Source organism: Ignatzschineria cameli (genome assembly GCF_003121895.1).
Classification (GTDB): Bacteria; Pseudomonadota; Gammaproteobacteria; order Cardiobacteriales; family Wohlfahrtiimonadaceae; genus Ignatzschineria; species Ignatzschineria cameli.
In genome coordinates this window covers 399,403-426,343 of sequence record NZ_QEWW01000001.1, presented here as the reverse complement: position 1 = coordinate 426,343, position 26,941 = coordinate 399,403, and the positions used below count along the sequence as shown (strand labels likewise).

Here is a 26,941-nt window from a genome sequence, read left to right as displayed (position 1 = left end):
AACAGCCTATTGTGAAAATTATTTGGTAATGGCGATAACTGCACGTTAAGATAACTAGAAATAGGTCGCTAAAAATAGGTCACTAGAAATAGATGGCTTTCAATGCATGGCTAGAAATAAAAACTAATAATACCAAGGAGAATACTCACAATTATGAAGCTGATCACTCAAGAAGAATTAAAACCGTATGAGGCACAACTGATTGCCTATCGCCGTCATCTGCATCAATATCCCGAGCTCTCATTTGAGGAGTTTGAAACAAGCCAATATATCGCTAACGAAATGAGGCAGCTTAAACATGCTGAAGTTCTTCCGCTGACAAAGACAGCACTTTTGGTTAAATTTAAAAGTGGCAAACCGGGACCTAAAATTGGATTAAGAGCCGATATCGATGCACTTCCGATCCATGAAGAGCGAGCGGATTGTGATTTTGTCTCTAAAAATCCCGGCAAAATGCATGCTTGTGGTCATGATGCCCATACCGCAATCTTAATGATAGCTTGCCACTACTTTAATGATCATTTTGAGCAATTAACCGGCGAGGTTTGGGCGCTTTTCCAACACGCCGAAGAGCTTCTTCCGGGTGGCGCAAGAGAGATTGTGGCCTTAGGAGTATTAGATGAGCTCGACTTTATGTATGGTCATCATCTTTGGTCGATGCTTCCTACCGGTGTAATCGATCTTAAGGTGGGGGCTGTGACAGCGAATACTGATATCTATAAAGCTAAGATTATTGGCAAAGGGGGTCACTCCTCAGAGCCTCAAAACTGTATCGATCCTGTCTTAATCGCCTCTCAGATTGTCTGCCGATTACAGAGTATTGTCTCAAGGCAGCTAGCACCATTAGAAGCGGGAGTTATTAGTAATACCTATATCCGCGCCGGTAATCCCCTTGGACTCAACGTGATTCCAGAATATGCAGAAATTGGTGGAAGTGTCCGCTCTACAACGCCAGAAGCACGAGCTCTCTTTAAGCAGCAGATTGAACGAATCATGACCTCAAGCTGCGAAGATTTTGATGCTACTTGTGAGATCGATTACACCATCGGCTACGGCATTACAAAAAATGATAAAGAGATGACTCAGATCGTAAAAACGATCGCAGAGATGATTGGCGAGGCCAATGTGATTGAGGATCCGCCCTATCTCTGTGGTGAGGATTTTAGTGCTTATTCCGAAATTCTGCCCACAACCTTTGCCTTTATCGGTGCCGGTAATCATGAAAAAGGCTATATCTACCCTCATCATCATCCCCAATTTGGGCTTGATGAAGCAGCATTTATCTATGGATTGCAGATGTTTATCAATGTGGTCTATAACTTCCCTAAATCGAAGTAGGGTCTGATCGATCCTCACTTAAAGCCTCAACAGGCACGCTATTCACACTATTATCCGATTACCCTATCTTACTACCTTATTGGGCTACCTATTGGGTTATCCATCTGATTTCATTATCTGATTGCCTGTTGAGATTTTAAATTCACTCTCTTCTCCTGCCTCTGCTCTCTTTTATTTTCCCGTTAAGGTAGAATGAGTGTTAAAATTTATATTTAACAATACTATTTTTCTAATTATAGTGGTATTTAATAGGATGTTTAATAGTGCTTTTACGCAGATATAATCTTTAAATTAATTTCTTAATAGCGCTATTAATTTGCTATTAATTTATATGCACATAAATTATATCTATCAATTCATTAGCTTATACGCATAGACGCTTAAACTTATAATAAACTTATAAGATGTATAAGCTTACACCGCATAAGATTACAGGTTCAATCAGTTGATTGAGGCTAAAAAATCTCTCTTTAAAAAGTGAGAAAAGTGATAGAAATAGGCGTAAAAATGAGTATGATCATAACCATTAAAATAAGAAAAATCGATCACAAAGAGATCAAAAAGGGAGCTCATATTAGAGCTCCTCATTGCTTCACATTCTTAATGTTCTTATAACTTAGATAGATCTGAGGTTGTTCTAATGCAAAAAAATAATCGGAAAAAATATATTATCGGTGGCGTTGTGGTTCTCGCCCTCATTGTCATTGCCAATATGTTCTTAAATCGCGATGAGATGGCGGGATTTATCAAAAGTAATGGCCGAATTGAGGTAACTCCACTCGATATCGCAACTAAATTCCCCGGTCGTGTGGATCATATCTTAGTCGATGAGGGAGATTATGTTGAAGCAGGTGAACTTCTAGCAGTGATGCAACTTGGCTCACTTGAAGCGCAGCTCTCAGAAGCAAAAGCCTATTTAGAGCAAGCAAAACATCAGGCAAACTCTGCTGAAGCAATCATTAAATCTCGCGAGAGTGATAAAGTTGCAGCTAAAGCGGCTGTCTCTGCTGCTGAGAGTAAACTCTATGCCGCAGAGCGCAAATTAGCGCGTATTCAGACATTAGTAAAACGGGGTGCCGCTACTGAACAGGATCTTGATGATCAAGAAGCTTATACCCGTGTCTTAAAATCGGAGATCGCTACTGCGGAATCGCAAGTCTTAGCGGCACAAGCAGCAATCGATGCCGCAAAGGCACAATTTATAGCAGCAGAATCACAAGTATCTGCAGCTGAAGCAACAGTTAAACGGGTTGAATCTGATATTGAGGAGAGTAACCTTATTGCCCCTGTAGGTGGCCGTATTCAATATCGTATCGCTGAGCCATCTGAAGTTCTAGGTGCTGGAGGAAAAGTATTAAACCTTCTCGATCTCTCTAAAGTCTATATGACCTTCTTTGTACCTACTGAATATACCGGCAAATTGGTAGAGGGTGAAAAGGATGGGACAGAAGTTCGGATTCTTCTCGATGTTGCACCTGACTCCCCTATTCCTGCACGTGTAACATTTGTCTCACCAGAAGCGCAATTTACCCCCAAAACCGTTGAGACACAAAATGAGCGTCAAAAATTGATGTATCGTGTTAAAGCAAAAATTGATGATGAGTTGTTAGAGCGTTATCAAAAATATATTAAAACAGGGGTAACGGGCGAAGCATATATTAAGATCGATCCAGATAAAAAATGGCCAAAATTCCTTCAAGGACCACTCTTTGAGGATTATTCTGAATCATCAGAAGCGCCATAGTAAGCGCCATAATAGAGTGCATGATCAAAGCAACTGATCGATCCCCTTAATCATCTTCTCTCCATCTTCTGTAATTAACTTTTGTAGTTAAGGATGCTTCAATGAGTATGAAAGAAACCGTCGTCACCATTAAAGATCTCTCGTTTAATTATGGCGAAAATCGAGCATTAGATCACTTCTCCATAGAGATACCGCAAGGCGTAATGATGGGATTAATTGGGCCTGATGGAGTGGGAAAATCGACACTCCTTTCATTAATTTCAGGCTCTCGCTCGATACAAACAGGTGAAGTAATTGTATTAGGGGGCGATATGCGGCAAAAAGAGGTTCGTGATCGAATCTGCCCACGAATTGCCTATATGCCACAGGGATTAGGTAAAAATCTCTATCACACGCTCTCAGTTGAGGAGAATCTCCAATTTTTTGGACGACTCTTCGGTCACGATGCAAAAGAGCGCCGGGAACGCATTGATGATCTAACAAAAAGTACCGGTCTCTACCACTTCCTCGATCGCCCTGCCGGTAAATTATCGGGCGGAATGAAGCAGAAGCTAGGACTCTGTTGTGCCTTGATACATGATCCTGATCTCCTTATTCTCGATGAGCCCACAACAGGGGTTGACCCACTAGCGCGAGCTCAATTTTGGGATCTCATCAACCGAATTCGCAAAGATCGCCCAGAGATGAGCGTAATTGTCGCAACAGCTTATATGGATGAAGCTGAACGTTTCGAGTGGATTTTAGCGATGGATGATGGAAAGATTTTAGCCACAGGAACGCCCAAAGAACTTCTCGAGCGGACAGAGAGTCAATCATTAGAGGCGTCATTTATCAAGCTTCTGCCAGAAGAGAAGCGTGCCGGCTATGAACCTGTTGTTGTTCCCCCTTTAACGATTGATGAGAATACAGCTGTTGCGATCAAAGCAGAAGGTTTAACAAAACGATTTGGCAGCTTTACAGCGGTCGATAATGTTAGCTTTGAGATTCAAAAAGGGGAGATTTTTGGCTTCCTCGGCTCTAATGGTTGTGGCAAATCCACCACAATGAAGATGTTAACCGGTCTATTGCCGGCAACTGAAGGGGAAGCTTGGCTCTTCGGCAATCCCATCGACTCAGAAGATATCAATGTCCGAAAACGGGTTGGATATATGTCACAAGCTTTCTCGCTTTATAGTGAGTTGACGGTTTTACAAAATCTTGAACTGCATGCAAAGCTCTTTCATGTCCCTAAAGAGCGGATCGATGAACGAGTGGCTGAAATGGTCAATCGATTTGATCTTCGCTCCGTTCTCAATAAGCTACCAGATGATATCCCTCTCGGTATGCGCCAGCGCCTCTCTCTTGCGGTTGCGATGGTTCATAAGCCTGAACTACTGATTCTCGACGAACCTACCTCCGGGGTTGACCCGATTGCACGCGATAATTTTTGGCGATTATTGATAGAACTCTCCCGTAAAGATGGTGTGACAATCTTTATCTCTACTCACTTTATGAATGAAGCATTACGATGTGATCGCATGTCGATGATGCACGCGGGGAAAGTATTAGATAGTGATACGCCTAAAAATCTTATTATCAAACAGGGAACTGAGACCTTAGAAGAAGCCTTTATTAAGTATCTCATCGATGCCGGCGCTGGTGATGATATTCCGGCAGATAACCCCGATAATCATATCGCAGAGGCTGAGTTGAAAGAAGCAGTTGATCAACCTGATTATGAGACTCCTCCTAAACGCTTCAGTCTCCAGCGACTTTTAAGTTACACCTGGCGTGAGGCGCTAGAGCTAAGGCGCGATCCGGTGCGAGCAACATTAGCACTTTTAGGCTCTCTAATTTTAATGGCAACAATCGGCTATGGTATTACTCTCGATGTTGAGGATCTTCCTTATGCCATCTTAGATCGCGATCAAACCACGCTCAGCAATAGTTATGCGAATAATATCTCCGGCTCCCGCTACTTTGTGGAACAAGATCCTCTTTACGATTATGAGGAGCTCGATCGGCGCATGCGAAATGCCGATATCGCTTTAGCCATTGAGATTCCACCCAATTTTGCACGTGATGTCTCTAAAGGGCATCCCGTCTCTATCGGTGTCTGGATCGATGGTGCAATGCCTCAAAGAGCAGAGACAATACGTGGCTATGTTCAAGGAATGCATCTTGATTGGTTAAAGAAGGAAGCAAAGTATAATCATGGTGTTAGCCTCCCTAACGATTTTAATATTGAGATGCGCTATCGCTATAATCCTGATGTGAAGAGTTTGGTCTCGATCGTTCCGGCAGTCATTCCGATTCTTCTTCTTATTATTCCGGCAATGTTGGCAGCCCTCTCAGTTGTTCGGGAAAAAGAGCTTGGCTCCATTCTTAACCTCTATGTCACGCCGGTCACAAAATTTGAATTTCTCTTAGGAAAGCAGATTCCCTATATTGCCATCGCTATGCTCAATTTCTTTATTATGGTGATATTGGCGATCGTTGTTTTTGGTGTACCCATTAAAGGGGGATTACTCTCCTTAACCTTCGCCGCCCTGCTCTTCTCCATCTTCTCAACAGGCTTTGGACTCTTTGCTTCAAGTTTTACTAGCAGTCAAATTGGGGCGATGTTCTTTACCTTAGTTGGGACGATGATTCCGGCAATTCAATTTGGAGGAATGATCAACCCTGTCAGCTCGATGGAGGGTTTCTCCCGCTTATTTGGTGAGATCTACCCAGCATCCCATATGCTAACCGTCTCTCGCGGAATCTTTAGTAAAGCGCTCTACTTCCATGATTTAACCGGCGAGATGATGATTTTAGCGATTGGAGGACCATTGATAGTGCTCTGTAGTGTCCTTCTTCTTAAAAAACAGGATTCCTAAACGATGAAAACAAAGTTTGCAAATATCTACAATTTAGGGGTAAAAGAGCTTTGGTCACTCTTTCGTGATCCTATGTTGCTTATTCTTATTGCATTTACCTTTACCGTTTCGGTCTACACAGCAGCAACAGCTGTCCCTGATGGCTTACAAAATGCGGCAATTGCGATTGTCGATGAAGATCGATCTACCCTTTCAGAGAGAATTCAGAGCGCCTTCTATCCGCCGCAATTTACACTACCTGAAGAGATCACACTCAATGAGATGGACTCTGGGATGGATCGGGGAAGATATACTTTTGTTCTCAATATTCCCCCCTCCTTTCAACAGCATCTTTTAGGTGGAAGAGAACCCACAATCCAGCTCAATATCGATGCGACACGTATGACCCAAGGCTTTACGGGAAATATGATTATCAATCAGATTATTAATGCAGAGGTAAGAGAGTATCTTAAGCGAGAGCGAATTGATGCGGATCTCCCCGTTAATATCGTTGAAAGAATGCGCTTTAATCCTAACTTAACCGCCTCTTGGTTTGGCGCTATTAATGAGGTGATCAACTTAGTGACGATGCTCTCTATCATCCTAACGGGCGCTGCGGTGATTCGTGAGCGGGAGAGAGGAACCATTGAGCATCTGCTTGTGATGCCTTTAACCCCATTTGAGATTATGTTATCGAAAGTTTGGGCGATGGGATTAGTGGTACTAGTCGCTTCAAGCCTCTCACTTCTCTTTGTCGTTCAAGGGGCATTAGAGGTGCCGATAGAGGGCTCTATTCTACTCTTTATTCTAGGCGCGGCACTCAATCTCTTTGCAACCACCTCCATTGGGATCTACCTTGCGACAATTGCACGCAATATGCCACAGTTTGGTATGCTCTTACTCCTAGTATTAGTTCCGCTACAGATGCTCTCAGGAGGAATGACGCCAAGAGAGAGTATGCCGGAACTGATCCAAAATATTATGCTATTAGCCCCTACAACTCACTTTATTGAGCTAGGTAAAGCGATTCTCTTTAGAGGTGCAGGATTATCCATTGTCTGGCCCTCAATGCTCTATCTAATCTTAATTGGTGTTGCCTTTTTCTTCTTCGCCAATCGTCGCTTTAAGAATACGATTGGACAGATGGCATAATAGATGGATGCGATATAACAAAAAATGCCGCTTTCAAATGAAAGCGGCGTTTTTACAATTAAATCTTCTAATTAAGTCTTCTAATTAGATCCTCTAATTAAACCTTTCAATTAAAGCCTCACTAGAAGATTGTTAAAATCTTTTAGAAACTATAACGAACCCCAAAATTTAACTCATTGGCGCGCTGCTTGGTCTTTTTCACATCAAAGTAGGTATGATTATCTTGCGATACTTTTCCATAATCGGTAAAACGATAACTTAGATCGAGGGCAATATTTCTATCGATCGCATATGTGGTACCAATACTCATATTCCATGCAAAGTTTCCTTTGCTCTTTGAAGCATATTGCTGCTCTTCATGATTAGAAAATTGATGTTTTAGACGCGCATATCCCAAACCAACGCCTAAATAGGGGCGCCACTGTGTTCCTGTATCGAAATCATAATATGCATTGAGCATTACCGTTTGCGCCTTCATCTCACTATTATCACCATCAATTATAAACTTTACTTTACCATTGTAGCCATACTCTAACTCCGTACGAAGTTGATTCTTTTCAAGCGGAATAGTCATCCCATAAGCGATTCGAATACCGGCAACCCCTTTGCTCTTTTTGAAGCTCCCTGAATCATTGAGTTCAAATTTATCGGTAGCATAACTCCAAACGCCTTTTGCCGAAAGGTATTGATTATACTCTTGCGCCATAGTGAAAGAGGTGAGTGCCATTGCTGATAGTACTGATGCGATAAATAACTTTTTCATAATCAATTATCCTAATCTGATTGTACGAAATATCACTATAGCATAGCTCGGTAAAGCCTCTTGTGCTGGGTCAAGATTTCTGCAATAACTTATTGATTGTGTATCTTATTTCTACAGAAAAGTGCTCCCAAGAGGCATGATCCTCCTCAAAATAGGGATATTGAATCAATGGTTCTAAAATTAGCCCGGTATAGAGTGACACAAGCGTCGCAAGTGAAATACGATCATCAATTTCCCCACATGCTTGCCCCTCTTGTAATAATTTTTGCATCCAGTAATGGGGTTTTAACTCATCTTCTACCGAGGTCCAAAATTTATATTGGGAGAGTAGCGCAAATTGCACACTTGCAGGATCTGCGTGATAGAGATCATAAGTATAATGTTGCATCTTTTGTAAGCGCTCAATAGTCGTAAGCGCCTGATCTCGAGCAATCTCACCGATCTTTGCAGTATAGCGCTTTAAAATTAGGCGAAAGAGATAGAGTGCCATCTCCTCTTTACTCTTAAAGTGCTTATAGAGCGCCGCTTCCGATGTCCCTGCTTCCTTAGAGATATCTCGCACAGAGACAAGATCATAACCTCTCTCAGCAAAGAGCCTTAAGGCCGCAATCAGATAACGACTTTTACTCCCTTCACTTGAAAAATCAAATTTCATATCTCTCTCCTTAAAAGCTAACAATTGTTAACGTTTAGTATAGCAGAGATCGGCCTCTATGCCTGCAACATCTTAAACGCTGTTACAATCTTCGCTATACAATCTTCTCTTTAAGTATCGGTATTCTAGATAATTTAGGCGTTATCTATCATACAATTGAGATCGATAATGAAGATAAATCTAAAAGTGAATCTAAAAGTTAACGATCGATTACTTTTTCTTGACTTCATTCAAAGAAGAGAATAACCTAGCAAAAGTTAACTATCGTTTACCTTATTGATCATCTTCCATAATCTGCGAGATTTGAGATTTAAGATTTGAGATTTAAGATTTGAGATTAAAATTTAGAACCTTAAAAGTTATAAACATAAAAATTATAAACTTAAAAAAACAGAGGGCTATATGCGTCGATTTTTACATCTTCTATTTAAGTTACTCTACCGTGTTGAGCTCAATATTGATCCGCAGAGCAAAAAGGTAGAGGGAGTGATTATCTGTAATCACCAATCGTTTCTTGATGGAATCCTTCTAGGGCTCTATCTACCTCAACGGCCTCTATTTGTGATCGATCGCCGTATCGCTGCCCGCTGGTACTTTCGCCCCTTGCTCCGTTTTGTTCCCCACTTAACAGTTGACCCCCGCCATCCTATGGCAATTAAACACCTTTTACAACATGTTGAGAAGGGAAAGAGTGTTGTGATCTTTCCGGAAGGTCGTATCACCTTGACCGGGAGCTTTATGAAGTTTTATGAAGGCGCTGCTTTTATTGCGCAAAAGAGTGGCAAACCACTTATTCCTGTCTACCTCAATGGTGCCGAGATGAGCTACTTTAACCGCTTAAAAGGCATGATTAAACAACGCGCCTTTCCCAAAATTACAATTGATGTTGACGCGCCGCAATATCTCTCATTCCCTGAATCCGCTTCTCATGCAACTGATCGAACCTCTCAGCGTAAGAGAAGAATCTCTCACCATGAACTTGCCAATAAGACGCAGGAAATTTTAATGAATACACGCTTACAGACCTTTCAACCAACAACTCTCTTTGCGAGCCTAATCGCTGCCCGTGATAAATTTGGTAAAAAACGCCCCATTCTAGAAGATATTACCCGCAAGAGTATCAGCTATCAGCAGTTGATCACCTATTCTCTTCTCTTCTCTCGTCTCTTCTCTCGCTTAACTGTTAAGAATGAACGAGTAGGTCTTATGTTACCGAACACCTCTGCTGCGGCCATTACCCTTTTTGGTCTCAATGCGATTCAAAGAAGTGCTGCCCTTATCAATTACACTTCAGGATTAGAGAGCATTAAGGTAGCGCTTATTGCTGCAGATATTAAACAGATCATCACCTCAAGACGTTTCCTTAAAGAGGCTAAATTAGAATCGGTCGTCACGGCACTTCCTCAAATTCAGTGGCTCTATCTGGAAGATCTTAAAAAACAGATTCGTTTTAGTGATAAAGTTTGGGCTTTTTGGGCAAGGCGTCATCCCCTTCGTCATCTTCCAACGATAGATCCCGATGCGGAAGCCGCTATTATTTTTACCTCCGGCTCAGAAGGAATTCCTAAAGGAGTTGTTCATAGTAACCGTTCATTATTAACCAATGTTGAACAGCTCCATACTGTTGCCGATTTCTCACCTAAAGATACCTTTATGGTCACGCTCCCGCTCTTTCACGCCTTTGGTCTAACCGTAGGGCTTATCACCTCACTCTTAGCTGGTTCAAAAGCTTTTCTCTACCCTTCACCCTTACATTATCGCATCATTCCGGAGATGATCTATGAGATACAAGCAACGGTTCTCTTTGGAACTTCTACCTTTCTCCAAAACTATGCTCGCTATGCAAATCCTTTAGACTTCTCATCACTCCGTTATGTGGTCGCAGGCGCCGAGAAGCTCAATGATCATGTTAAAGAGAGTTGGCTTGAAAAATTTGGTATTCGTATTTTAGAAGGGTATGGTGCCTCAGAGTGCGCCCCTGTCATCTCAATCAATCTCCCGAGTAACTATAAAGCTGATCGCTTAGGAAAGATTCTTCCCGGAATGGAGGCTAAGCTCCTACCCGTTGAGGGAATTGAGCGTGGTGGAAAGCTCTTAGTGAAAGGGGACAATATTATGAAGGGTTATCTCTTTGCAGATACTCCTGGTGAACTCTCTACTGACTATCTCGATCAACATGATGGTTGGTATGATACCGGCGATATCGTCACTATCGATTCTGAAGGATTCTTAAAGATTGAGGGGCGTATTAAACGCTTTGCCAAAATTGCTGGGGAAATGGTCTCACTAGAGACTGCAGAGCGCCTCTTTCGAGAGACCTATCCCGATTATCAACATGCTGCCGTTATTCGGAAAGATAGCGCTAAAGGGGAAGCGATTGTGATCTTTTCAACGATTCCTGCAGATCCTGACCGCAAGGCCTTAGCAACCACAGCCTGCCAATTGGGGCTATCAGAATTAGCCATTAGTAAAGATTGCCGTTTTCTCCCTGATCTTCCTCGCCTATGTAGTGGCAAAATTAATTATCCCGCTCTCAATGCACTTATAGAAGAGTCTACCGTATGATGATGACTAACAGTATTAACAATAGCAATGCCGCTCCTCCCCTCAAGCAGGAGCGCCTCTTTAATCGTGGCATTATCACAACGGCAAATGCTCAATTCTTCTCTGCCTTTGCCGATAATGCTCTCTTTTTTGCGCTCTTAGAACTTTTGCAACATAGTCACTATGGTCGAGAGAGTAGCTATATTCTTCAAGGCTCTTTTCTTCTCTTCTATATTGCGCTTGCGCCTATCGTTGGCTTTTTGGCAGATAATATCGCTAAATCAAAGATCTTGATGTGGGGAAATGGGCTAAAAATTGTTGGCGTACTGCTACTCTTTATTGGTGCTAGCCCTTTTCTAAGTTATGCTTTTGTTGGATTAGGGGCGGCGATCTACTCTCCGGCAAAGTTTGGTATCTTAAGTGAGTTTGTAACAGAAAAATTACTTATTAAGGCAAATGGCTTAATCGAGGGATCTACTATTATTGCAATTCTATCGGGGGCAGCGCTTGGTGGCTTTCTTGCTGAAAAAGCACCCCACTACGCCATCTTCTTAACATTAACGGCCTATCTACTAGCGACACTCTTTAACCTTCTTATTCCCACCATTCATGTCAAAAATCGTAAATCCCTCTCACCCCCACTAATTTGGCACCTCTTCATCACCACACTCAAAATACTCTTTAAGGATCATCGTGCCCGTTTTGCAATTATGGGTACTGCACTCTTTTGGGCCGGCGTTGCAACTTTAAAGCTACTCCTGAATGATTGGGTAAGAGAGCAACTAGGGGGCGGTACGGAGATGGTATCGCAGCTGAGCGTTATTGTTGGCATTGGTGTTATTATCGGCACACTCTTTGCCGCACTCTTTATTCGTAGTGGAACGCTCTTTATTAGCCTCTTATCGGGGATCTTTATGGCGCTCTTAATCTTTCTCTTTCTTCTGCAGGAGAGTTATCTCTTTACAATTATTCTTCTGCTCTTGATCGGCGCTTGTGGTGGTACTTTTCTTATCCCCCTCAATGCGCTACTTCAGACGCGCGGCTCACTCTTTCAGAGCGTAGGAAGTGCTATTGCGATCCAAAATCTCTGTGAAAATAGCCTCATGCTCTTAATGATCGCCCTCTTTGGCATACTCAGTAGCTTCTCTCTCTTCTCTATTCAGTGGCTCATGGGTCTCTTTGCACTACTCTTCCTGCTTGCAGTTATTCTTCTCTTCTTTGAAGCAAGACGTTACCGAATCTTCGCCCGACAATGATAGACATAAGCGGGTGGGAAATTTTTCATCACCCGTTTTCTCTCCCATTGAAAATAACGAGAAAGCACTCGCTCCATACGTTGAGTATATTGAAAGAGAATAAAATCACCGCCGGTACTCTCTAAAATCGCCAAGACAGAGCGCAATATCTTTAAAGAGACGCGCAATGGCAGAGATAAAAAAGGAAGACAGGAAAAAATAATATTGTAAGGTTGTGTTAGCTTCTCGGCAGAATGCTTATAGAGAATAAGACGCTGATCTTGAATGCCTTCTAAATCAGCAAAAAAGAGGGGATTGATCTCAAAGGCTGAAAGTGTTGAATCTGCCGGCATTGCCCGGAGAATATGTTTAGTTAAGACACCATCGCCGGCGCCTAATTCTGCAACTCTTAAGTTAGGTTGTTTCCAGTCTAACTCTGAAATCATCGCCCTGCAGAGAGTCGGTGATGAGGGCATTAAGGTTCCAATACTTCGAGGCGATTGAATAAAGCCTTGAATATAGGTGAGATGCTTCTTATAAGAAGATGCCATATCTTGTTTGATTATCCTTTATTAGGTAGTGCAGAGTTTCATTATAACAAATCGTGGTAAGTAGTTGTTTAATGCTTGATCAATTGTCTCAGTTTTTTATCTCAAGTTTTTAACTTCCCTCATTTTTCATCTCCATCTTCATCTTCTAACCATTTCTTAAGATCAAATCTTAAGATCAAATCTTAAGATCAAAATTGCACATTTGTTCTCCAGGAGGTTACGATAGGAGCGGCAATGGATCGCTGATAATGTATAATAATGTAAATAAGATGTTGATAGGAACCTGAAGATAATCGCCAAAATAATCGCTATTTTAGCGAATACTCAGAGAAAGGTGACAAGAAAAAGAGGCGCTACCTTGAGTTTTTAGGAAGCGCCCTTATGTAGTTAAAACGTAGTCTGAAAGTTTTTTCTATGGCATCATGATGAGATATGTAATTAGATGCACAATTTAATGCGCAATTTAAAGATACAAATTTGAAGATACAAATAAACAATAAAGTTAGCAGTCAATCTATTTATCACTAAAACATAGTAAGGAGTAATTAACCGATGACCGATTTTCGTATTGAAAAAGATACCATGGGTGAGATGCAGGTTCCTAGTAATCAACTCTGGGGAGCACAAACTCAACGTTCATTGATGAACTTTAAGATCTCAACTGAAAAAATGCCTAAAGAGCTGATCGAAGCTTTAGCAATTGTTAAGCGTGCTGCAGCTAAAGTGAATATGGATCTAGGCGCTTTAGATGCTAAAAAAGCAGAAGCGATCATTGCTGCGGCAGATGAGGTTTTAGCGGGTAAACATAACTCAGAATTCCCTCTCTCTCTCTGGCAGACCGGTTCTGGCACCCAGACCAATATGAATATGAATGAAGTATTGGCAAACCGTGCAAGCGAACTATTAGGTGGCGTTCGTGGTGAAGAGCGCTTAGTGCATCCTAATGATGATGTGAACAAAGCACAAAGCTCCAATGATACCTTCCCAACTGCGATGCATATTGCTGCAGTACTAGAGATCAAACGTCTACTTTTACCGATGTTAGATCGTCTTCATGCAACATTTAAAGAGAAGTCTGAAGCATTTAAAGATATCGTAAAAATTGGTCGTACCCATCTTCAAGATGCAACGCCTTTAACATTAGGGCAAGAGATCTCTGGCTGGGAAGCGATGTTAGCGCATAGTAAGAAGCATATTGAAGCTGCTCTTCCCCATCTCTATGAACTTGCACTTGGCGGTACTGCTGTGGGAACTGGACTCAATACTCACCCAGAATATGCCGTTCGTGTTGCAAAAGAGATCGCTGATTTCACAAAAGAGCCTTTTATCACCGCTCCCAATAAGTTTGAAGCATTAGCAACAACCGATGCAATAGTACAAGCTCATGGCGCACTCAAAGGTCTTGCAGCATCGCTCAATAAAATCGCTAATGATGTTCGCTGGTTAGCATCTGGTCCACGTTCTGGTATTGGTGAGATCTCTATTCCAGAAAATGAGCCAGGTAGCTCTATTATGCCGGGTAAAGTTAACCCAACACAGTCTGAAGCTTTAACAATGGGCTGCGCTCAAGTATTTGGAAATGATGTTGCGATCAATATCGGCGGCGCTTCTGGTAACTTTGAGCTTAATGTTTTCCGTCCAATGATCATCAATGACTTCCTTCAATCTGTCCGTATTTTAGGCGGTGGAATGGAGAGCTTTAATGATCACTGTGCTGTTGGTATTGAACCTAACCGTGATCGCATTACAGAATTAGTGAATAACTCCTTAATGTTAGTAACTGCTCTCAATACCCATATCGGTTACGATAAAGCAGCAGCGATTGCGAAAAATGCACATGCTAAAGGAACGACGCTCAAAGAATCTGCATTAGAGTTAGGTTACTTAACAGAAGAAGAGTTTGATCAATGGGTTGTTCCTTCAGAGATGGTAGGATCATTAAAATAATCGAAATAATCAAAGTAGAGATTCAAAACCATTTCAACCATTCTTAATTCTTAATTTCTTAATAATTAATATTAAAATAAGTATTGAGTATTGAAATAAATATTGAAATGAACTTCAAGATATAGACGCCGCCCCTAAAAAAAGAGGTGGCGTTTTTTTATCTAAAACAGCCCATCAAACGCCGATAAAAAGCATGAAGTATAATTTATAAGCACCCCCATAGGTTGTTATTGTTGAGGAGTAATGATATATCTTTACAGATCTTTTAAATATTTAAATAAATGCCGCTTAGTGATTGATAATAAAGTATTTATTTTAATGATTAAGTTAATCACCAAAAATGATCACCTCCAACCATAATCACAAGGCGATCTCATAAGGCAAATCAAAAATCATATAGAAGCAACCATATCGAGCGGTAATAGAGATCAGTAACCAAAATCAGTGTCGATCTAGTAAAAACCTGATCAATGACCTGACCAATGATTTTCCATCTCTCAAAATGGGATTGCCGTCGCAACAATATGAGAAATATGAGAAGTAAAAGAGAATAGATTCAATAATCTAAAATAACCTAATCTAAATATGTTCAAAAGAGTTAGGTTCAACAGATTTCGTAATGAGCTGTAATGTTCATTACAAATATTCAGATAGCACTAATAACGCAAAAGTGTCAAAAAATGTAAACCATGGATTTTAATCACGAGATTAAATCGATTGATCTTCACATCAGAGGAGAATGAGTGATGCTCACAAAAATTTTACAAGATCAGCAATTACCGGCATTATCCCCCACGGAATTCTTTCCATTGATCGGTAAGACTTATCTTGAAGATGAGGATATCTGTGTTAACAGATTGAAAGAGAGTTTAACGTTTGATGCCACCACATCAAATAAGATTCGCCAAGAGACCTTCTCTCTTATTCAGGATATTCGTAGCAAGCCCGATATTGAGAGCTCGTTAGATGCACTCTTGCGTGAATATAATCTCTCCACAAAAGAGGGATTAGTCTTAATGTGTCTTGCAGAAGCGTATCTAAGAATTCCCGACAAAGCTTCTGCCGATGCCTTTATTAAAGATAAATTGACAGGCATCGATTGGGAGAGCCATCGCGGAAATAGTGATAAAAGCCTTGTTAACTTTGCAACCTGGGGATTGATCCTCACCGGGAATATTATCGATGTAAATGAAGCAAGCGGGATCTTTAAACGAGTCTGTAACAAATTGAGTGAGCCGATTATTCGCCGGGCGACTTACCAGGCGATGAAGGTGATGGGAAAACAGTTTGTCTTAGGTGAGACAATTGAAGAAGCACTCTCTAATGGTAGAAAACTCCGAGATAAAGGGTATACCTATACCTTCGATATGCTCGGAGAAGCGGCAATGACTGAAGCGGATGCCGAACGCTATTTTCAAGATTATAAACAAGCGCTCCTCGCAGTTGGAAAAGAGAGCCCGCTCCCTAAGAGTCCTAAGCCGTCACTCTCGATTAAGTTATCTGCGCTACATTCTCGCTACAATGTTGCTAATAAAGATTTGGTAATGAGTGAGCTCTTCGAACGTGTTAAAGAGTTAGCACTTTTAGGTAAAGAACGAGAAGTTGAGATCAGTATCGATGCGGAAGAAGCCGATCGTTTAGAGCTCTCCTTAGAACTCTTTGAGAAGCTTCTTGAAGTTAATGAGATCGCTCAATGGGGCGGATTAGGATTAGTGGTCCAAGGATATGCTAAGCATGCACTTCCCACCTTAATCTGGGCTACTCTACTTGCAAAATCGAAAAAGACAACAATCCCTGTTCGTCTTGTGAAAGGTGCTTATTGGGATACCGAGATTAAAGATTCACAAGTTCGTGGTTTAAATAACTTCCCACTCTTTTCACGCAAAGAGAGTACCGATATCTCTTATCTCGCTTGTGCAAAATATCTTCTCTCACCGATGGCGCAAAATCATATCAAACCACAATTTGCGACCCATAATGCACAGACAGTGACCGCTATTCTCAATATTAGTGATATGGCCAATAATCCTCATTTTGAGTTCCAACGTCTCCACGGTATGGGAGAAGCTCTCTACAATGAGGTGATGGAGAAACGTGGCTGCAGCGTCCGTATCTATGCGCCGGTCGGAAAGCACCATGACCTTCTTCCCTATCTGGTTCGCCGTCTCCTCGAAAATGGGGCAAACTCCTCATTTGTTCATCAACTAGTCGATCCTGAGGTAACAATTGAATCTTTAGTTGAAGATCCGATTACACTTCTCTCTCAATATGATTCGATCAAAAACCCGGCGGTAATCTATTCTGACAACCTCTACGGAAAGCGCCGTAACTCACGTGGCCTCAATAGCAATATTAGCTCAACTTGGAATCCCTTCTCTGAAGCTTATGAGAAATTCCTACAAAAAAATTGGGAAGCATCGCCCATTATTGGTGGGAAAAATGTTGTTGGCAATCCCTTTGTAGAGAGTTACTCCCCTGCTGATCAGAAACGCTTTGTGGGTAAAGTCAGTACAGCCACTATCGAGAATGTTGAAACAGCCATTACAACGCTCCAAAATGCTTGGTTCGATTGGAATGCCCTCGGATTTAAGGCGCGTGCGGAAATTATCGAAAAATTTGCCGATCTCTTAGAAGAGAGTCGAGAGGAGCTGATCGCTCTTTGTAGTTTAGAGGCAGGAAAAACGATTCAAGATGGCGTCGATGAGGTGCGTGAAGCGGTAGATTTCTGTCGTTACTACGCTATGGAAGCACGGAAATATCAAGATGAGATCCTCTTCCGTAGTGCTACAGGGGAGCGCAACACACTCTCTTATAGTGGAAAAGGGGTCATTGCTTGTATTAGCCCATGGAACTTCCCATTAGCAATCTTCCTAGGTCAAGTTGTTGCCGCACTTGTCACCGGAAATACCGTTTTAGCAAAACCCGCTGAAGCAACCCCCATGATTGCTCACAGAGCGGTTGAACTACTCTTTGAAGCAGGTCTACCACAATCTGTTATCGCCCTTCTCCCCGGAGATGGAAAGCTTCTTGGAGATCGTTTTACTCAAGATCCAAGAGTTGTTGGTGTCTGCTTTACCGGCTCAACAGGTACGGCGAAAGCGATCAATCGCAATCTTGCTGAAAGAGATGGCGCAATCCCGATGTTGATCGCAGAGACAGGTGGACAAAATGCGATGTTTGTAGACTCAACCGCACTTCCTGAGCAGGTCGTTCATGATGTCCTTCAATCTGCCTTTGTGAGTGCCGGTCAACGCTGTTCTGCACTTCGTGTTCTCTACCTACAAGATGAGATCGCTGATCGTATTATTGAACTTCTTAAAGGAGCACTACAAGATTATGTGGTCGGACTTCCCTTTGAGCGTAAGACAGATGTGAGTACCGTTATTGATGAGCGCGCTAAAGCCGGTTTAATGGCACATATTGAAAAATTAACAGCTGCAGGGAAATTACTTGCACAAGCACCAGAAAGCTCTTGTCAAAATGGTTTTTATATCTCTCCTGTGATCTTTGAGATCGATTCGATCTTAGAATTAGAGAAGGAGCAATTTGGACCTATTCTCCACATTGTTCGATACCAACGTGATGATCTTCCACGTCTTTTAGATGAGGTGAATCGTACTGGTTATGGCCTTACGATGGGAATTCATAGTCGCAATGATACCTTTGTCAACGATATTGTTGAGCGCGCGCGTATCGGTAACTTCTATGTCAATCGTAATCAGGTCGGGGCGGTTGTTGGAGTACAACCCTTTGGAGGTATGGGTCTTTCAGGAACAGGGCCAAAAGCAGGTGGGCCTAACTACCTACTCCGCTTTATGAGTGAGCACTCACTCTCCATCAATACAGCAGCCATTGGCGGTGATGCAGCACTCTTCACTCAAGCTTATGCTGTCGATGAGGGAAATCAGAGCGACCACCCGGCTAAAGAGGAATCCTCCTCGTCTAAATAGTATTCATCATAAAGAGTTTATCCCCACTTTTGGAGCAGAAATGGCATAATTATCCTTTTTTGTTCCATTGTGGTGGATCGCTCTGCAAGATGAGTTCTGTTAATCATATTCAATTAATCTATTTAAAAGAAAAGTAAAAGAGAAGATAACGACTCACTTTTAGCATCAATATTTCAATCCTTAGGCCGAGAGTTACTCTCCCCTTTGATTTGAGATTAAAGATGATCGTTTTAAAACGGTAAAGATCTAACTAAAAATCTAAAAGTGATCGATCGTTACATACCACCAAAATGAATCAAAGGAGCATTACATGAGTGGATTACAACCGCTGCATATCACCTTCTTCATCTATATTATTGCGATGATTGGAATTGGGTTTTATGCATATAAATCAACAAAAGATCTTTCTGACTATATCCTCGGCGGTCGAAGCCTAGGAAGTGTCGTCACCGCGCTCTCGGCAGGAGCATCTGATATGAGTGGCTGGTTATTGATGGGCCTTCCGGGCGCTGTCTTTATTGCCGGTATCTCTGAATCTTGGATTGCCATCGGCCTTACATTAGGGGCATATCTTAACTGGCTCTTTGTCGCAGGTCGTCTACGGATGTTTACAGAAAAGGCGAATGATGCTTTAACACTCCCTGATTACTTCCACAGCCGTTTTGATGATAAGAGTAAAATTCTTAAAATTATCTCTGCCATTATCATCCTCTTCTTCTTCATTATCTATTGTGCTTCTGGTGTTGTCGCAAGTGCGAGACTCTTTGAATCTACCTTCAACATGCAATATGATGTTGCAATTTGGGTCGGTGCGATTGCTACAATTGCATATGTCTTTATTGGGGGATTCCTCGCCGTTAGTTGGACTGATACCGTTCAAGCAACATTGATGATCTTCGCTCTTCTCTTAGTTCCTGTTGTTGTCATCTTAAAGATGAATAACTTTGGGGAATTTGACATTATGAATACCATCGAAGTGGTACGTAATGAGAGCGAAAAACACCTCAACTTCACCCATGGATTAACATGGATTGCCATTGTTTCTCTCCTTGCGTGGGGTTTAGGTTACTGTGGTCAGCCTCATATTCTTGTTCGCTTTATGGCAGCAGATTCTGTAAAAACAATCCCAGCGGCACGCCGTATCTCTATTACTTGGATGGCGCTCTGCTTAATTGGTGCTGTTTCTGTCGGTTTCTTCGGTTATGCCTATTTCTTAGAGCATCCGGAAGAGGGGATCAATGTCTTAGGGGGTGTTAATGCTGCAGGCGAAGTGGTGAAAGGTAATGCTGAATCGATCTTTATGGAGTTAGCAAAAGTACTCTTAAACCCATGGATTGCCGGTATTGTTCTCTCTGGTGTTTTAGCTGCAGTTATGAGTACCTTAAGTTGCCAATTACTGGTCTCTTCAAGTGCTTTAACAGAAGATCTCTACAAAGGATTCCTCCGTCCAAAAGCAACTGATGGTGAGTTAGTCTGGATTGGTCGTATGATGGTCTTCCTTGTTGCCGCGATCTCGATCTACATTGCTTACAATCCTGATAGTAAAGTTCTTTCGCTCGTCTCCTATGCATGGGCAGGATTTGGTGCCGCATTTGGACCTGTTGTGATCTTCTCTATCTTCTGGAAACGTACTTCACGTAATGGGGTTCTCTTCGGCATGATTGTTGGCGCACTCACTGTGATTATCTTCCCGAAAGTAAAAGAGTGGTTAGCGGCAAGTGGCAATGTTGAAGTTGCTGATATCCTCGCACAATTCCCAATCCTCAATCTTTATGAGATTGTGCCTGGATTTGTTCTCGCTTCAATCACGATTGTCATCGTCAGTCTCTTTAGCCGTCCTTCACAAAAAATTATGGATCGCTTCGATGAGACGGCAGTTGCCTATAAAGAGGCGATGCGTTCGTAAATGCTATTGCACAACAACTATTGATAACTCACTATTTTAATAGTCAAATGAGTTAATGAGTTAATAAGCTATATAGGGCCTCTTCTTTAAAGAGTGCCCTTTTTTATTCCTCTTACCTTTTTATTTGTCGGATCTCACACAACGTGAAACTACAAGCTCTGGTTTCAGTGACATATCACCGGCTGTAATATTTTCAGAGAAAATAGTTTATCTTATTTATCGTACAACCATTAAGTGGAAATCTCAGATTGGATAAAACAAAAATGTTAGATTAACTACCTGAAAATATAATTAATTAGTATGATTATACTAAACCTCTTTCGGTTATAAATTTAAGACAAAATTTAAAAATGGATATAAATATTAAAATGATTCCTGCATCTCATGGAGATGCTTTTTTTATTTCTATTCCTAATCAAGCTTTTAATATATTAGTTGATACAGGAATAAAGTCTACCTATGATAACTTTATAAAACAACAACTCAAATCTCTTAAAGATCGAGGTGAATTGTTAAACGTCCTAATAATTACACATATTGATTCTGATCACATTGGTGGCTCTCTCTCTTTGTTAAAAGACAACAAAAGCTCCACTGAAAGTAAAATTATTGAAATTAATGATATTTGGCATAACAGTTACCGACATATTCAAAGCTCAATGTTAAAAGCCCCTGATTTACGCTATAAGCAACGAAATCAAAATATTCTTAAAAAGATAGAAATGCTAGGGCTTCAATCAGAAGAGAGTACTACTATTGATGGCTGTTCTAAATCAATTAGTGCTGAGCAAGGTTCTTCTTTAGCTTCAATGATCCAACATGGAAAGTATAACTGGAACAAATACTTTGATGGTAATGCTGTGATGATAGAAAACAAAAGAACAGTTCAACTTACATCAGAAATTGAATTAATTCTATTATCACCTAATCAGCAAAAACTAGATGATCTCAAAAGTTTTTGGTTTCGTGAGTTACGGAGAAAAGGTTATTTAGGTAAAGAAGATAAAGACCTTTTTTACGATGATGCCTTTGAATTTTCAATGGCTATAGATGAAGGTTTAGAAGAAAAGGAATCTAAGCCAATCTCAATTGAAGATCTCGACATTGAACAACTATCTAATAAAGATTTTATCGAAGATAATCGTTATCCTAATGGTAGTTCAATTGCTTTTATTCTTTCTTATAAAGGGAAAAAGGTTCTTTTTTTAGGAGACTCACACCCAACAGTAATTGAAGAAAGTCTACGTGAGCTTTATCCTGACTTGAAAAGTATTTGGTTTGATGCCATTAAGGTTTCTCATCATGGGTCAAAAGGAAATACATCTCCATCACTCTTGAACCTAATTGATTCTGGAAAATACATTATTTCAACAAACAGTAAATCATTTAATCACCCTGACCTTGAGACATTAGCAAGAATTATAAATCGGCCAACTGAGAAAACTAGATACCTTTATTTTAACTATGAACATGAAGCTTATAGATTATTCAACAATCCAGACCTAATGAGAACATTCCAGTATAGCGTTACTGTTGTTGATGAAAACTTAGAAATTTCCATTTAATGAAATAGGTTATTAATATTAATGAAAAACTCTATTATTAAAATCAATACTAATTCAAAACATAACGATGATATTGGTGGAACAGGCTTCTTTATTAATCAAGATCATATCTTAACAGCTTGTCATGTCATCAAGGGTAGAGTTGATATTGCAACAATAGAAATCCTAGTAAACGGAACATATCAGCCTTACAAATTTGAATTAGTTGCTTATGATGAATTTTTAGATATTGCTCTATTAAAGATTATAGATACTGGTGAATATAATCTAAATATCATTCCTCTTCAATTGTATAGAAAAGATTTGCATGAAGGAGATATTTGGAATAGTTTTGGTTTTCCAAAAGTTCATCGCGAAACAGGCCAACCAATCAATGGCGCAATTATTCAAACTAACTTAAATCCAGAAATTGATACTTATGAAATTAAATTGAAACATAATGAACAATTAAGGGATTTTAGTGGTTTTTCTGGTAGCCCACTCATCATTAACGAACAAGTTATAGGCATATTAATCAGACAAGAAGGTGTGTACTTAGGGGCAATTAGTATTTCAGTTATTCATGAGTTTCTTAAAAAGAATAATATTTCAACGCAGGCTGCTTATCGTGAGGTTTATCTAGGAGGATTAGATAACGAAAAACTATTAATAGATCAAGCGTGGTTTACTAGGATTAGTAAGAAAGCAATTAATGACTTGGGAAATAGATACAGCCAAGAGATCAATTTTGAATTTGAAGATTTAAATATATTTGAAGCGCTAGGACAAACCGATCAGTTCATAAATATTATAGAAAAAAGGCTAGATAAATTAGTTATTGTGGGCAGAGACGTTGATTCATCGCTTGAAAAATATGAGTTGGGCCACCCAGCATTGACTATTGTATTAACAGACTTGATTAAATTAACTAGAGATAAGGCAAAATTAAAACGAACTATCCCACTAGAAGATATTAAAATATTGATTCAACAGTTAAATAAGTATCAAGGTGATATTTTAGAATTAATTAAGAATTATAATAATGAGTTGTCAAAGAGAAATTTGTCTGATGAAGAAAAAAATAAGCTGTTGATTAGTGATTATATTAAAAGAAAACTATATGACTTTCTGCTTGAGTTATATAGTTTTGAGGAAAATTTAAATAAAAATCAAGAAATAGAAATTTACAATAACCCTATACTAGTGATTGCGGGTAACGCAGGTATAGGTAAGTCTCATTTGATTGGTGATGCGATATCTAAACGTATCAATAAAAATATGGAAAGCCTATTTTTGCTTGGTCAACATTTTTTAGAAAAAAAAGTACCATGGCAACAAATATTAAGTCAGTTAGGGTTAGAAGGAATTCAAAGCAATAATTTTTTAGAAAAATTCAATGAATATGGAGAAAAAAGGAATCAGAGAGTTATTTTAGCTATTGATGCGATTAATGAGGGAGCAGGAAGGTACTTCTGGCCAGATAATATCTTAAGCTTTATCCAAGAAATACAAAAATATCCTTATATTGCTCTTGTTTTATCTATACGATCTTCTTATACAGACTTAATTTTTCCAAAGGAATATCGTAAAAAGCTCAATATCAATTTTTATTATCATCAGGGATTTAGTGGACACGAGTTTGAAGCAAGCAAACTATTTTTCAAAAATTATCATATAGAATTGCCAAAAATTCCTCTTCTTCATCCAGAGTTTCAAAATCCTCTTTTCTTAAAGTTATTTTGTGAAGGTTTAAGTCGTTCTGGATTAACTAGTATTCAGAAAGGCTTTCAAGGAATTACAAAAATTAATGAGTTATTCATAGATAGCCTTAATAAATATTTATCAACACCCAATCAACTTAATTATTGCAGTAAAAGTTTAAATCTAGTCCAAGATGCTATTAATGCCTTTATTACTCGAAAATATGAAACCCAGTCTGAATCTATTACATATCGAGATGCTTATCGGCTGATAGATAATAGTGTGAAAGATTTTATATCTGAAAAAGGCTTTATAGAACATTTAATATCTGGAGGAATTTTAACTAAAGACTATGTATTTGATTATAACTCCCAAGAATATTCAGAGATAGTTTATGTAGCATATGAGCGTTTAGAGGATCATTTGTATATAAATAAAATATTGAGAGAAACAGAAGATATCCAAAATCTTTTTTCAAAAGTAGGCCCTCTGCATTATTGTTTTAGCTCAGATGTTAACTTATATAGATATCGAGGGGTTATTGATGCACTATCTATTCAACTCCCTGAGCTTTTCAATATCGAGCTATATCAATTGGTTACATTAGAACTTAAAGAACATGAAATAATTCGAAATTCATGGATTGATAGCTTGCTATGGCGAAAACATGTAACAGTAGCAGACAACATTTTGCCATTTCTTAATGAGAATGTTCTACCTTATGAGGATAGTTACAATCATTTTTTTGATACCCAAATATCTCTTTCAAATATCCCCAACTTTTATCTTAACTCTAACTGGCTTCATAAAAATCTATTGAGCTTTTCTCTTATCGATAGAGACACAGAATGGACAGCATATTTAAATAATAATTATAAAGAAAACAGTTCGATAGACCGTTTGATTCGTTGGGCAAGAGAAGCTGAGGATTTTGATTATGTTTCAGATGAATCATTGCTTTTAACTAGCATCACATTATCTTGGTTTTTAACAAGTACTACTCGACATTTAAGAGATCATGCTACAAAAGCATTAGTGAATATCCTCACGGATCGTTTGCATTTAGTAAAAGATTTACTTCAAAAGTTTGAAGGTGTTAATGACCTATATGTTTACGAAAGGCTATTCGCAGTAGCTTATGGTGTAGTACTGCGTAGTAATGATAAAGAATCTCTAAAAGAATTAAGTCATTATATTTTTCAAATTATATTTAAAGATAAAACTGCCATTATTCCGAATGTTCTATTGCGAGATTATGCTTGTAACATTATTGAATACACTAATTATCTTCAAATTTTCTTAGAGTTTGATATTGAAGAAGTCCGCCCGCCTTACCATTCTGAGTGGCCTGATAATTTACCAACATTAGAAGAACTAAAAATCCAATATAAAGATGATCCTGAATATAGAGTTCTATGGCATTCTGTTATGAGTGGTAGTGATTTTGCTCGCTATATCATTGGTACAAATCATGGAACAAGAGATTGGTCTGGAAACAAAAAAGATGAAGAACCTACTGATAGAGAATTAGTATTTAAAAAATTCAAAGAGAGCTTAACGAAACAACAGTTAGATTTTTTAAATGCCCTTGACCCCAATTTGTATAAAGATGCTGGTATCAGAGGCATTTCTTACTCTGTATCTGCGGGGAAAAAATCTACTGAAGAGATTGAAAAAAATCAAAAAAACTTTAGAGAATCTCTGACACAAGAAGAACTAAATTATTTTGAACAATTGATAGAGCCATTCTTGTCTTCTGATTACAAACGAATATCAGATTCTGGGAAATATTTTGATCTTCGAACTGCTCAAATCATGATTTTTCTTAAAGTCATCGAATTAGGCTGGAGTAATTCAGTGGAGGAGAGAGCTAGATTAAATACCCCATATTTAGGACGAATGGATACAAGAAGAATCGAGACACTTCGAAAAAAATATCAATGGATCGCTTATTATGAATACAAAGCTCGTTTAAGTGATAATTTTCATATGTTGTCTTCTGATCAAATAGTTGATTACTTGGGGGCTTGGCAATTATCACGAACAAGAAATATTGATCCAGCTTTAATGGTGCAACAAACCTCAAGTTATTACAGTGATTATAAGGAGACTTGGTGGAATATGACTCCAACGTTAGATTGGGAATCATCAGATGATGAATGGATCTCATCAGCTAATACTGAAATAGAAGTAGCATCCTTGCTAAACGTACAGGATGAAAATGATGAGGAATGGTTGGTGCTAGAAAGCCACCCATCATGGAAAGAGAAGAAAATCTTAGGTGCAGATAACTATGAGTTCCCTAGAAAAGAGTATTATCTACAATTACACAGTTACCTCGTCCGACACGATCAATATTTAGAAATTTGTGAGCAATTGACTAAGCAAGATTTTCCTAAAGAATGTATGCCCAGTCAATCAGGTCCATGGAACATTTTTTCTCATGAGTTTTACTGGTCTCCAGCTTATCAGGCCATGTTAACTCATCCTGAGAATGGATATAAGAATAAATTTTGGCAAGAAATTAGTGAAAGCAACTACCCAAGTAAACCAGATGAGAGATATATAGGTGATTGTATTGTGACAACTCAAAAGTACTCTTCAGATGATGAATACGATGCTTCTAAAGAGTCTTCCATAAGCTTTTTAAAGCCAGCTTTACATATTGTTGAACATTTACAGTTATCACACGGTATACAGGATGGGGAAATGGTGGACTCCAAAGGTAACGTTATTTGTAAAGAAATGGGAGTTGATCCTAACTCACCACCATGTTTATTGATTAAAAAGCAAATATTCTTAGAGTATTTACAACAGAATGAGTTAAAGATTATTTGGACTGTACAGGGAGAAAGGTTATTTATAGGTGGTGATTTAAATCACGATAAAGGAAGACTCAATATTAATGGCATATATGGAATAAAATCAGATTCTCAAAAAGTATATGAGATAAACATTAAAAAATTTACAGAACACCCGACTTCACGCACTGATGAGTAGTAGGCTACATAAATTTATACAGTTTTTAGTGAAAACTCCAAACAAGAATATACGCTAATGAACCCATAAAATTA

The 26,941-nt window shown here is 39.4% G+C and carries 14 protein-coding genes; 11 read left to right on the top strand and 3 right to left on the bottom strand.

Annotated elements, in window-relative coordinates; genetic code table 11:
* Positions 1-153: 153 nt before the first annotated feature.
* The 4 genes from DC077_RS01660 to DC077_RS01645 all read left to right on the top strand — a co-directional run bounded on the left by DC077_RS01660 (position 154) and on the right by DC077_RS01645 (position 7,071).
* Positions 154-1,338, top strand: a complete 1,185-nt coding sequence (locus DC077_RS01660) for a M20 metallopeptidase family protein (RefSeq protein WP_109217811.1) — start codon at positions 154-156, stop codon at positions 1,336-1,338.
* 640 nt (positions 1,339-1,978) lie between these two features.
* Positions 1,979-3,082: an HlyD family secretion protein gene (locus DC077_RS01655; RefSeq protein ID WP_109201029.1), complete on the top strand. Its 1,104-nt coding sequence runs from the start codon at positions 1,979-1,981 to the stop codon at positions 3,080-3,082.
* A 107-nt stretch (positions 3,083-3,189) separates the two neighbouring features.
* On the top strand, positions 3,190-5,940 hold the full coding sequence (gene rbbA, locus DC077_RS01650) for a ribosome-associated ATPase/putative transporter RbbA (RefSeq protein WP_109201257.1): 2,751 nt from the start codon (positions 3,190-3,192) through the stop codon (positions 5,938-5,940).
* Positions 5,941-5,943: 3 nt separating this feature from the next.
* Complete coding sequence (locus tag DC077_RS01645) at positions 5,944-7,071, top strand: ABC transporter permease (protein WP_109201028.1); 1,128 nt, start codon at positions 5,944-5,946, stop codon at positions 7,069-7,071.
* Positions 7,072-7,213: 142 nt separating this feature from the next.
* On the opposite strand, the gene DC077_RS01640 is transcribed toward DC077_RS01645, so the two are convergent.
* Together DC077_RS01640 and DC077_RS01635 are read right to left on the bottom strand one after the other, a co-directional pair.
* The gene (locus tag DC077_RS01640; RefSeq protein WP_109201027.1) at positions 7,214-7,834 is read right to left on the bottom strand and encodes an outer membrane protein; all 621 of its coding nucleotides are present in this window, start codon (positions 7,832-7,834) and stop codon (positions 7,214-7,216) included.
* A gap of 70 nt (positions 7,835-7,904) precedes the next feature.
* On the bottom strand, positions 7,905-8,489 hold the full coding sequence (locus tag DC077_RS01635; RefSeq protein WP_109201026.1) for a TetR/AcrR family transcriptional regulator: 585 nt from the start codon (positions 8,487-8,489) through the stop codon (positions 7,905-7,907).
* Positions 8,490-8,891: 402 nt separating this feature from the next.
* Here DC077_RS01635 and aas point away from each other — a divergent pair, with 402 nt between their 5' ends.
* Positions 8,892-11,054 (top strand): bifunctional acyl-ACP--phospholipid O-acyltransferase/long-chain-fatty-acid--ACP ligase, encoded by a 2,163-nt coding sequence (gene aas / locus DC077_RS01630; RefSeq protein ID WP_109217810.1) that lies wholly within the window; start codon positions 8,892-8,894, stop codon positions 11,052-11,054.
* Complete coding sequence (gene lplT, locus DC077_RS01625; protein WP_239990331.1) at positions 11,051-12,289, top strand: lysophospholipid transporter LplT; 1,239 nt, start codon at positions 11,051-11,053, stop codon at positions 12,287-12,289. Before aas ends, lplT begins: the two co-directional genes overlap by 4 nt.
* On the opposite strand, the gene DC077_RS01620 is transcribed toward lplT, so the two are convergent.
* Entirely contained in the window at positions 12,265-12,819 is a 555-nt protein-coding gene (locus tag DC077_RS01620; protein ID WP_109201024.1) for a class I SAM-dependent methyltransferase, read from the bottom strand. The two genes, lplT and DC077_RS01620, sit on opposite strands and share 25 nt — an antisense overlap.
* A 552-nt stretch (positions 12,820-13,371) precedes the next feature.
* On the opposite strand from DC077_RS01620, the gene fumC reads away from it, so the two are divergent.
* From fumC to avs2, 5 genes are all read left to right on the top strand, one after another.
* Entirely contained in the window at positions 13,372-14,766 is a 1,395-nt protein-coding gene (gene fumC / locus DC077_RS01615) for a class II fumarate hydratase (protein ID WP_109201023.1), read from the top strand.
* Positions 14,767-15,512: 746 nt separating this feature from the next.
* Entirely contained in the window at positions 15,513-18,716 is a 3,204-nt protein-coding gene (gene putA / locus DC077_RS01610; protein ID WP_109201022.1) for a bifunctional proline dehydrogenase/L-glutamate gamma-semialdehyde dehydrogenase PutA, read from the top strand.
* 310 nt (positions 18,717-19,026) lie between these two features.
* The gene (putP, locus tag DC077_RS01605; RefSeq protein WP_109201021.1) at positions 19,027-20,622 is read left to right on the top strand and encodes a sodium/proline symporter PutP; all 1,596 of its coding nucleotides are present in this window, start codon (positions 19,027-19,029) and stop codon (positions 20,620-20,622) included.
* Between the two features lie 368 nt (positions 20,623-20,990).
* Positions 20,991-22,187: an AVAST type 1 anti-phage system MBL fold metallo-hydrolase Avs1a gene (avs1a, locus tag DC077_RS01600; protein ID WP_157953466.1), complete on the top strand. Its 1,197-nt coding sequence runs from the start codon at positions 20,991-20,993 to the stop codon at positions 22,185-22,187.
* 21 nt (positions 22,188-22,208) lie between these two features.
* Positions 22,209-26,867: an AVAST type 2 anti-phage system protein Avs2 gene (gene avs2, locus DC077_RS01595; RefSeq protein ID WP_109201019.1), complete on the top strand. Its 4,659-nt coding sequence runs from the start codon at positions 22,209-22,211 to the stop codon at positions 26,865-26,867.
* Positions 26,868-26,941: the final 74 nt, after the last annotated feature.

Coding starts and splice junctions, on each gene's coding strand:
- DC077_RS01660 (WP_109217811.1), top strand. CDS start 154: ATGAAGCTGATCACTCAAGAAGAATTAAAACCGTATGAGGCACAACTG.
- DC077_RS01655 (WP_109201029.1), top strand. CDS start 1,979: ATGCAAAAAAATAATCGGAAAAAATATATTATCGGTGGCGTTGTGGTT.
- rbbA (WP_109201257.1), top strand. CDS start 3,190: ATGAAAGAAACCGTCGTCACCATTAAAGATCTCTCGTTTAATTATGGC.
- DC077_RS01645 (WP_109201028.1), top strand. CDS start 5,944: ATGAAAACAAAGTTTGCAAATATCTACAATTTAGGGGTAAAAGAGCTT.
- DC077_RS01640 (WP_109201027.1), bottom strand. CDS start 7,834: ATGAAAAAGTTATTTATCGCATCAGTACTATCAGCAATGGCACTCACC.
- DC077_RS01635 (WP_109201026.1), bottom strand. CDS start 8,489: ATGAAATTTGATTTTTCAAGTGAAGGGAGTAAAAGTCGTTATCTGATT.
- aas (WP_109217810.1), top strand. CDS start 8,892: ATGCGTCGATTTTTACATCTTCTATTTAAGTTACTCTACCGTGTTGAG.
- lplT (WP_239990331.1), top strand. CDS start 11,051: ATGATGATGACTAACAGTATTAACAATAGCAATGCCGCTCCTCCCCTC.
- DC077_RS01620 (WP_109201024.1), bottom strand. CDS start 12,819: ATGGCATCTTCTTATAAGAAGCATCTCACCTATATTCAAGGCTTTATT.
- fumC (WP_109201023.1), top strand. CDS start 13,372: ATGACCGATTTTCGTATTGAAAAAGATACCATGGGTGAGATGCAGGTT.
- putA (WP_109201022.1), top strand. CDS start 15,513: ATGCTCACAAAAATTTTACAAGATCAGCAATTACCGGCATTATCCCCC.
- putP (WP_109201021.1), top strand. CDS start 19,027: ATGAGTGGATTACAACCGCTGCATATCACCTTCTTCATCTATATTATT.
- avs1a (WP_157953466.1), top strand. CDS start 20,991: ATGATTCCTGCATCTCATGGAGATGCTTTTTTTATTTCTATTCCTAAT.
- avs2 (WP_109201019.1), top strand. CDS start 22,209: ATGAAAAACTCTATTATTAAAATCAATACTAATTCAAAACATAACGAT.